Origin of the sequence: Cellulophaga geojensis KL-A, assembly GCF_000568425.1 — a bacterium.
Lineage (GTDB): Bacteria > Bacteroidota > Bacteroidia > Flavobacteriales > Flavobacteriaceae > Cellulophaga > Cellulophaga lytica.
On record NZ_ARZX01000016.1, the window covers coordinates 89926 to 98266 of the forward strand.

Annotated in this window: 9 protein-coding genes; all 9 read left to right on the top strand. The window is 30.8% G+C overall.

From position 1 onward, the window contains the following. Positions 1-8 precede the first annotated feature (8 nt). A complete protein-coding gene (locus KLA_RS12290; protein ID WP_013620310.1) occupies positions 9-1445 on the top strand; it encodes a rubredoxin in 1437 nt (478 codons plus the stop codon). A gap of 115 nt (positions 1446-1560) precedes the next feature. After that, positions 1561-1965 (top strand): DUF2452 domain-containing protein, encoded by a 405-nt coding sequence (locus KLA_RS12295; protein WP_013620309.1) that lies wholly within the window; start codon positions 1561-1563, stop codon positions 1963-1965. 9 nt (positions 1966-1974) lie between these two features. Then, complete coding sequence (locus tag KLA_RS12300) at positions 1975-3093, top strand: FAD-binding domain-containing protein (RefSeq protein WP_034646221.1); 1119 nt, start codon at positions 1975-1977, stop codon at positions 3091-3093. Positions 3094-3120: 27 nt separating this feature from the next. Further along, positions 3121-3888, top strand: a complete 768-nt coding sequence (locus KLA_RS12305) for a zinc-dependent peptidase (protein WP_034646223.1) — start codon at positions 3121-3123, stop codon at positions 3886-3888. Positions 3889-3965: 77 nt separating this feature from the next. After that, positions 3966-4094: a DUF2256 domain-containing protein gene (locus KLA_RS17845; RefSeq protein WP_013620306.1), complete on the top strand. Its 129-nt coding sequence runs from the start codon at positions 3966-3968 to the stop codon at positions 4092-4094. Further along, entirely contained in the window at positions 4091-5575 is a 1485-nt protein-coding gene (locus tag KLA_RS12310) for a cryptochrome/photolyase family protein (RefSeq protein ID WP_034646225.1), read from the top strand. The genes KLA_RS17845 and KLA_RS12310 overlap by 4 nt, the downstream gene beginning before the upstream one ends. Before the next feature lie 53 nt (positions 5576-5628). Next, on the top strand, positions 5629-6204 hold the full coding sequence (locus KLA_RS12315; protein WP_013620304.1) for a Crp/Fnr family transcriptional regulator: 576 nt from the start codon (positions 5629-5631) through the stop codon (positions 6202-6204). An 82-nt stretch (positions 6205-6286) separates the two neighbouring features. Continuing rightward, positions 6287-6826, top strand: a complete 540-nt coding sequence (locus KLA_RS12320) for a GlcG/HbpS family heme-binding protein (protein ID WP_034646227.1) — start codon at positions 6287-6289, stop codon at positions 6824-6826. Position 6827: 1 nt separating this feature from the next. Continuing rightward, the coding region (locus tag KLA_RS12325; protein WP_034646228.1) for a Dabb family protein at positions 6828-8341 on the top strand (1514 nt) is incomplete at its 3' end.

An 8341-nucleotide genomic window follows, 5' to 3' on the forward strand; every position in this document is an offset into this window, starting at 1 on the left:
GTTTTATTATGAATGATGATTTACATAGAATTTTAATTAAAGGTGGCGTTACTTCTCCAGGAGAATTAAAAGATAGTATAACAATGTTAGAGGCAGCTGGCCTTAAAGAAGTTTATTTTGGTTCTAGGCAAGATTTGTTGTTTCCGTTAGAAAACACCAAAGAAGAACAGTTAGAGCGTATTTCTGAATATAATACAGATATCATTGGTACAAGAGCTTACCAAAATATAGTGTCGTCTTACGTATGTGCAGATATTTTTGATATGACCTTTTGGTTAAAAGGATCTACCTTTTTATATATTTTAGAACGATTTAATTACCTGCCTAAATTAAAAATAAATATAACAGACCCAAAGCAGCGTCTAGTGCCTATTTTTAGTGGTAATTTAAATTTTATAGCATCAGAGAGCGAAGATTATTGGTATTTAAATATAAAATTGCCACAGTGGGAAAAAGGAGACTATTACCCAGTATTAGTGTATAGTTGGGATATTAATATTATATCTAAAGCCATAGAAGATATTTATGAAGATGTAGAAAGTGTTGAAGAATTATTTTTTGTACTTAGTAAAAAACTAGACACCAATAATAAAACCATAGAGAAAGACTTAGAAGTGCCTTACCTTACTTTTCCGTATTATGAGGGGATGAACCGTATGGGACTAGACCAATATTGGCTTGGTTTGTATTGGAGAAATAATAAATATGACCTTAATTTTTTAAAAGAATTTTGTGGTTTTTGTTTAGACAATGGTATTGGTAAAATATGCATAACTCCTTGGAAATCTCTTATTGTAAAGGGTATTAAAAAGCAAAGTAGGCCAAGTTTAGAACGCTTTTTAGGGCAAAGAGGTATAAATATTAGGCATTCTCAATTAGAAATGAATTGGCATTTACCGGTTGATGATATAGAGGCTTTAGACTTAAAAAACTTTTTGGTATTAAGTTTAAACCAAAATGATATTAGCACCTACGGTTTAACCTTTGGCTTAAGTAATGAATCTGGTAAAAGATCGCATTTTGCATCTGTAATTATAGAAAAAAATACAACACCAACAATAGCTAAAGATTTTGTAATTAGGCCAACGTATAATGTATTACACTTTAAAAATTTTGACCCAAATACACATATTTATAAAGCTTATGCATTAGATGTAGATAAAATAGAACTGCCAGGTTTGCTAATGGAACTTAGTAAAAAATACTTTAAACAATTAGGACGTACAGATGTTGTTGCCGTAGAGGATAGTAACAAGGCAGAGCAATTAGTAAAAGCGGTACACCAATGTGTTTCTTGTTTTACCGTTTATGATGAAGAGTACGGAGATACTACTTTTGGAATCTCCCCTAATACCGCTTTTACAGACTTGCCAGAAAATTATAAATGCTCGGTTTGTGATGCTCCAAAATCTAATTACAAGAGTGTAGAACTGTCAGTTTTGTAAGAACGCCCGTTCACTTTTAGTTCTGTTAATTATGATACAATGCTTATCTTTATAAAGTAAAAGAGGATTTCTTTTTTTAATTCTTTTTTAGTTATTGATAAACAAGTTATTATAAATGAAGGAGAGTAAAAAACCTGATAATGTAGTTTTTAATGTAGAAAACCAAAAGTATGATGCTGCACTTAAGCCATATGCAACATCTGTTGGTGCACCAGTTATTACCACTACAGATAATATAGCCTGGAAAAATAGGAGTATAAATAAAGTAAACCACAAGTTAGAGGCAAGGTATTTAGAGCTTAAAGCTGAGTATGATGCTATGCTAGAGCAATACGAGTATAACAAACTAATTTTTGATGCTAAGTTTACTTTTGAACCTATTGTAGGCCAGACCTATCATTTATACAAGAGAGAGAATAATGAAACCTTCTTATCTATTATAAAGCCTAATGAATGTAATTTTAATTTTATAGGTAGTTTTTATTTAAACGCAGAGCTAATCTGGGAGAAAGTACAATAACAGCGCAGTATGAAGTTATTTGAAGATGAATCTGCCTTTTTTTCAACCACTATTGATGAAATTTACAAGCGAGTAAATCAAATAAATCCTATTGAATATGCTTCTACAAGAAATTATATTAACGGAGCAGTAACCTATTTATCGCCCTATATTTCTAGAGGTGTAATTTCTACTAAATATATATTAAAAGAAGTTTTATCTCAAGGACATAAACCTTTAGAAATTGAAAAATTTATACAGGAATTAGCTTGGAGAGATTATTGGCAGCAGGTTTGGATAGCAAAAGGAGATGAAATTAATGCAGATTTAAAACACACACAAACACCTGTATCTAATATACAAATACCAAAATCAATTGTAGAGGCAAATACAGGAATAATAGCTGTAGATAACGCAATAAGAAAATTAGAACAAACAGGCTATATGCACAACCATTTGCGTATGTATGCAGCATCTTTGGCGTGTAATATAGGGCAAAGCCATTGGTTGTTACCTGCAAAATGGATGTACTATTACTTGTTAGATGCAGATTGGGCAAGTAACGCTTTAAGTTGGCAATGGGTGGCAGGTTCAAATTCCAATAAAAAATATTATGCCAATCAAGAAAATATTAATAAGTACTGTTTTACAGAACAGAATAATACTTTTTTAGATATTCCTTACAGTGCTTTTGAGACCTTAAAAATACCTGAAGAGCTAGAAAAAAATATAGATATAGATTTAACAATTGCACTTCCTAAACCTTTACAAATAGAGTTAAATGAAGAATTACCAACTTGTATTTATAATTTTTACAATCTAGATCCTAATTGGAGAAAAGAAGAAGTTGTAAATAGAGTTTTGTTATTAGAGCCTTCTCACTTTAAAAAGTATCCGGTATCTAAAAAGAGTATAGATTTTATGCTAAAATTAGCAGAAGATAATATAGGTAATGTACAAATTTATGTTGGGGAGTTTGCAGACTTAGTCGCAACTTATAAGCTCAAGAATATTTACTTTAAAGAGCATCCAACAGCAACACACTATAAGGGAGAGCAAGATGCAAGAGATTGGATGTTTACAGTTACCGGTTATTACCCTTCTTTCTTTGCTTTTTGGAAAAAATGTAAAAAAGAGCTGTATGTTTAATAGAGCACTTTTACCTAATTTATAAATATGATATATACTATTGGATTTTTACTGTTAGTAGCCTTTATTATTTATGGTTTTATGTTAACCAGAAAGAAAAAGGCACAAGCTTTTCCTGCCAATTGGCATACTATTTTATTAAAACACGTTCGGTTTTATAAAAACTTATCTGTAGCAGAACAACAACGTTTTCAAGCACGTATAATGCTGTTTTTAAGTGAGGTTAATGTGGAAAGTGTAGGTTTTAAATTAGAAGATGTAGATAGGGTTTTAATTGCATCTAGTGCTGTAATTCCTGTTTTTAATTTTAATGAGTGGTATTACAAAAACTTGAGTACAGTATTGGTTTACCCAGACCATTTTAATAAAGATTTGGGTTTTGCACAAAAAGATAAAAACAGAAATATTGCAGGTATGGTGGGTAGTGGGCAATTTAAAAATCAAATGCTTTTATCTAGAAAAGCACTTCATCAAGGATTTCAAAAAAAAGCACATGTTCATAACACAGGTATTCATGAGTTTGTACATTTAATAGACAAACAAGATGGTGTTATTGATGGTGTGCCAGAACGATTAATACAAGAACCTAATGTTATACCTTGGTTAAAAATTATACATAAAGAAATGGAAGCCATTAATGATAATAAGTCTGATATTAGAAATTATGGAGGAACCAATGAAGCTGAGTTTTTAGCAGTAGCTGCAGAATATTTTTTTGAAAAGCCCAAACTAATGAAGAAAAAACATCCAGACTTATACCAAATGCTTAAAGTTTGTTTTCGTGTAAAAAATTAATAAAAAAAATAGTTGTGTAATGCTACATTACCTAATTGGGTTGTAAAACTACTAATTGGGAAGAAAAAATAATAAAAATGAAAAAACAGCACCTACCACAAAAAATATGTATTGTTTGTGAACGTCCATTTACTTGGCGTAAAAAGTGGGAGAAAAATTGGGAAGAGGTTAAGTATTGTAGTCAACGTTGTAAAAGAAATAAATGAAAAGTATAAGTATTGTTTTTCCGCATCAATTATTTAAAAAATCACCCATATTAGGTAAAGATGAAACCATTTATTTAATAGAAGAATATTTATTTTTTAAACAGTACTCTTTTCATAAACAAAAAATTGCTTTTCATAGAGCAACAATGATGAGGTATAAAGATTTTTTAATTGAGAAGCATAAATGTGATGTAACATATATAGAATCAATTAAAAAAAAATCTGATATAAGAGTATTTATACAAGAATTACAAAACAATAATGTTGAGCATATAAATTATATAGACCCAACAGATAATTGGTTAAAAAAACGAATTGAAGAAAGTGCTGAAAAAGCAGGAATAAAAACCACAGTACATACATCGCCTTTATTTATAAATACAGAAGATGGTTTAGAATCGTTTTTTACAGCAGACAAAAAAAAATACCATCAAACTACTTTTTACAAAGAGCAGCGTAAAAAATTAGATATTCTTATTGATGAAAACGGAGAGCCAGAAGGTGATAAATGGACGTATGATGCCGAGAATCGTAAAAAATACCCAGCTAAAAAAACGCCTCCATCAATTCAGTTTCCAGATGTAGATGAGTATTATAAAGAAGCAAAAGAGTATGTAAATAAAAATTTTGCAGATAACTTAGGAAAACTAACAGAGCAATCTCTTTACCCAACTAGTTTTAAGGCAACAGAAGATTGGTTGCAACAATTTTTTGACCAACGATTTATGGAGTTTGGTGTGTATGAAGATGCCATTGTAGCAGAAAACTCTATACTTAACCACAGTGTATTAACACCTATGTTAAATGTGGGGTTAATTACACCAAAAGAGATTATAGACAAAGCACTAGATTATGCCAAGACTAATAATGTACCCATAAACTCTACAGAAGGTTTTGTACGGCAAATTATAGGTTGGCGAGAATTTATTAGAGGTATGTATATCACAAGAGGTGCAGAAGAGCGCACTACCAACTATTGGAAGTTTACACGTAAAATACCGGCATCTTTTTATAACGGAACAACAGGTATACCACCCATAGACCAAACTATTAAAAAACTACTACAAACAGGCTATTGCCACCATATAGAACGTTTAATGGTGTTAAGTAATTTTATGTTGTTGTGCGAGTTTAATCCAGATGAGGTTTACCAGTGGTTTATGGAACTGTTTATAGATTCTTATGACTGGGTTATGGTACCCAATGTGTATGGTATGAGTCAGTTTGCAGATGGCGGATTAATGGCAACCAAACCCTATATAAGTGGCAGTAATTATGTAGTAAAAATGAGTAACTATAAAAAAGGAGAGTGGCAAAATATATGGGACGGACTCTTTTGGAGATTTATGCATACACACAGAGATTTTTTCTTGTCTAATCCTAGATTAGGAATGTTAGTGCGTATGTACGATAAAATGGATGAGGAGAAACAAAATACACACCTAACTAATGCAGAAGAGTATTTAGCTACTTTAAATTAGTACCTTTAATTAGCTGTGAATAAAAAAAGCATTAAAACTATTTTTTTTGAAAGATGCCATACCAATTATTAAAAGATAATTTAAAACAAAACTTAGACCTTTCTAGTAAAGAGTTAGAACAAATATGTTCTTATTTTACAACTAAAGAAATAAAGAAAAAAGAGTTTTTATTAACTCAAGGTAGCATTTGTAAGTTTGAAGGTTTTGTAGTACAAGGTTGCTTTAGAGTGTTTTCATTAGATAAAAATGGTAATGATAATACCTTGTATTTTGCAGCAAAAGACTGGTGGTTGATGGATATAGATAGTTTTATGAATCAGTCTCCATCAGAATTAAATATACAAGCTTTAGAAGATAGTAAGGTGTTGTTAATTAGTAGAGAAGACAAGCAGACATTATGCAACTCACTCCCAATTGTAGAAAAGCTTTTCAAAATAATGTTTCAAAAAGCAATTGTATCATGGCAAAGAAGGTTAATACGCAACCATTCCCTAACAGCTAAAGAAAGGTATTTGTATTTTATAAATACATATCCAGATATTTCTTTAAAATTAACAGATAAACAAATAGCAGGTTACCTTGGTATTAGACACGAGTTTTTGAGTAAAATTAAAAAAAGCGAAAAATAATTTTTTTAAAGTTGAACTTGTTCAACTTTTTTTTCATTTTCATTATGGAGATTTGCATTTATTGTAACTGTAATAACCAATAATGATGAATTTTTATAACCATAAAATTGCCTCTAAACCAAAAGAAAAAACTTTAAAACACAGTAGACTTTTATTTGCACTCCTAATTTTTACCTCACCTTTTTTAGTGGCGCAAAACACAACAGATGTTACAGATAAAGATGCTTTAAGTGCTGTTTTGGCAGCAAAAGAGAAAGCAGAGACTATGGGAGTTTTGGTAAATATTGCAGTGGTAGATGCAGGAGCAAATTTAAAAGCCTTTATACGTATGGACGATTCTTTTTTAGGTAGTATAGATGTAGCTATAAAAAAGGCAAAAACCTCTCGTTATTTTAATATCGCTACGGGAGATTTAGGTAAACTTACCCAACCAGGTGGTATTATTTACAATATAGAACTCTCTAATAATGGGTTAGTCAGTTTTCCAGGAGGAGTTCCTATCAAAAACAATAAAGGAAAAATAATAGGAGCCATAGGAGTAAGTGGTGGTACAATAGAAGAGGATCATAAAATAGCGACTTACGGAGCAAAATCTATATTAACAGAGAAAAAAACAAAATAAAATGAATTGGATTAAAAGTATATTTTTTGTTATTGTAAGTTGTAATTGCCTGCTTGGTTACGCTCAACTTACAAAAGGTAACCTTACCATTTTAGAACAAACAGATTACAAAACAACTAAGTACAACACAGTAACAGCTACTACTTATAAGAAAAACGGAGTTAATTACGTGTTTTCTGGGGGAGATGGTGCATTTATAAATGTATTTAAATTAAACGCTACCGGAGAATTAATGCCAGTTGGTGCTTATGAGTTGCAGAATAAAAAAGGACCAGCAAGAGGTTTGGTAGCCCATAATATTAAAGGAACAGATTATTTGTTTGTTGGCAATAAAGGAGGCAACAGTGTAGAAGTTTATAGCATAGAGGATAATGGAAGTTTACAAAGGGCATTTGTTTTAAACGATACGCCAGAAACATATTTAGGCACAGTTATTACCCTTAAGGTTATTCATATAAAAAATAATTTTTACCTTTTTGTTGGTGGGTTAGAGAGCACACCTGGTTTAAGTTGTTTTAAAATACATAAGAACGGAAAACTTAGTCATATACAATCGCTTGCAGATGACGATCTTATGCATACAGACGGTATAATTGGTATGTATTCTCATAAAATAAATGGCAAAACGTATCTTATTACAGGTGGTTTTCAAGACAATGGTATTAGTAGTTTTGAGGTTTTTAACAATGGTAATTTTAAAAATATAAATAACATTGCAGACAATACCACCAACCGTTACTTAACAGGTACATATCCTGTAAACGGAGTTACTTTAGGAGGTAACCATTATATTGTTGTAGGGCATAGACATCATAAATATTATAAAAGAGGTAATTTTATAAAGAAGAAAGATTTTATTTTTCACGGTGATGGTGTAAGCGTTTTTAAAGTTAATGAGGCAGGAGAGCTTATTCCTCATTCTATTTTAGTTAATAATGCTGCCACAAAATTAGCAGGACAAACACGTATTGAAATATTAAAAATTGATGATTCTGAAGCATTAGTAGCAATAGGTACACGTGATGATAACAGTATACAATTATGTAAGTTAAACGCAAATGGCGTATTAAAACCTTCTGGCGTGTTAGATACTAACTACCCTATTTATTACGGTTTAACATCAATAAAAATTAAAGAGAATTTCTTTTTTTTATCTGGTTCTGTAGATCCAAAAGTAAAAAAGATGTTTGCGTATAAAGTCAATTTTAAGCCAAAAAATGGCAAAAAACTTAGACATGTTGTAAATTTAAAATATAAAGATGCAGCTACACCAAAAGAGGTAAATAGGGCAGTAGAGAATTTTGTAGCGTTAAAAAATAAAATTCCTGAGATTATAGATTTTGAATGGGGAATTAACAATAGTAAAGAAGGAAAAAGTAAAGGGTTTACCCATAGCTTTATGCTTACTTTTAAAGATGAAAAAGCACTAGAGGTGTATTTAGTTCATAAAGAACATTTAGCACTTATTAACGATATAGGTTCGTTAATAGATGATGTTTTTGTTATGGATTATTA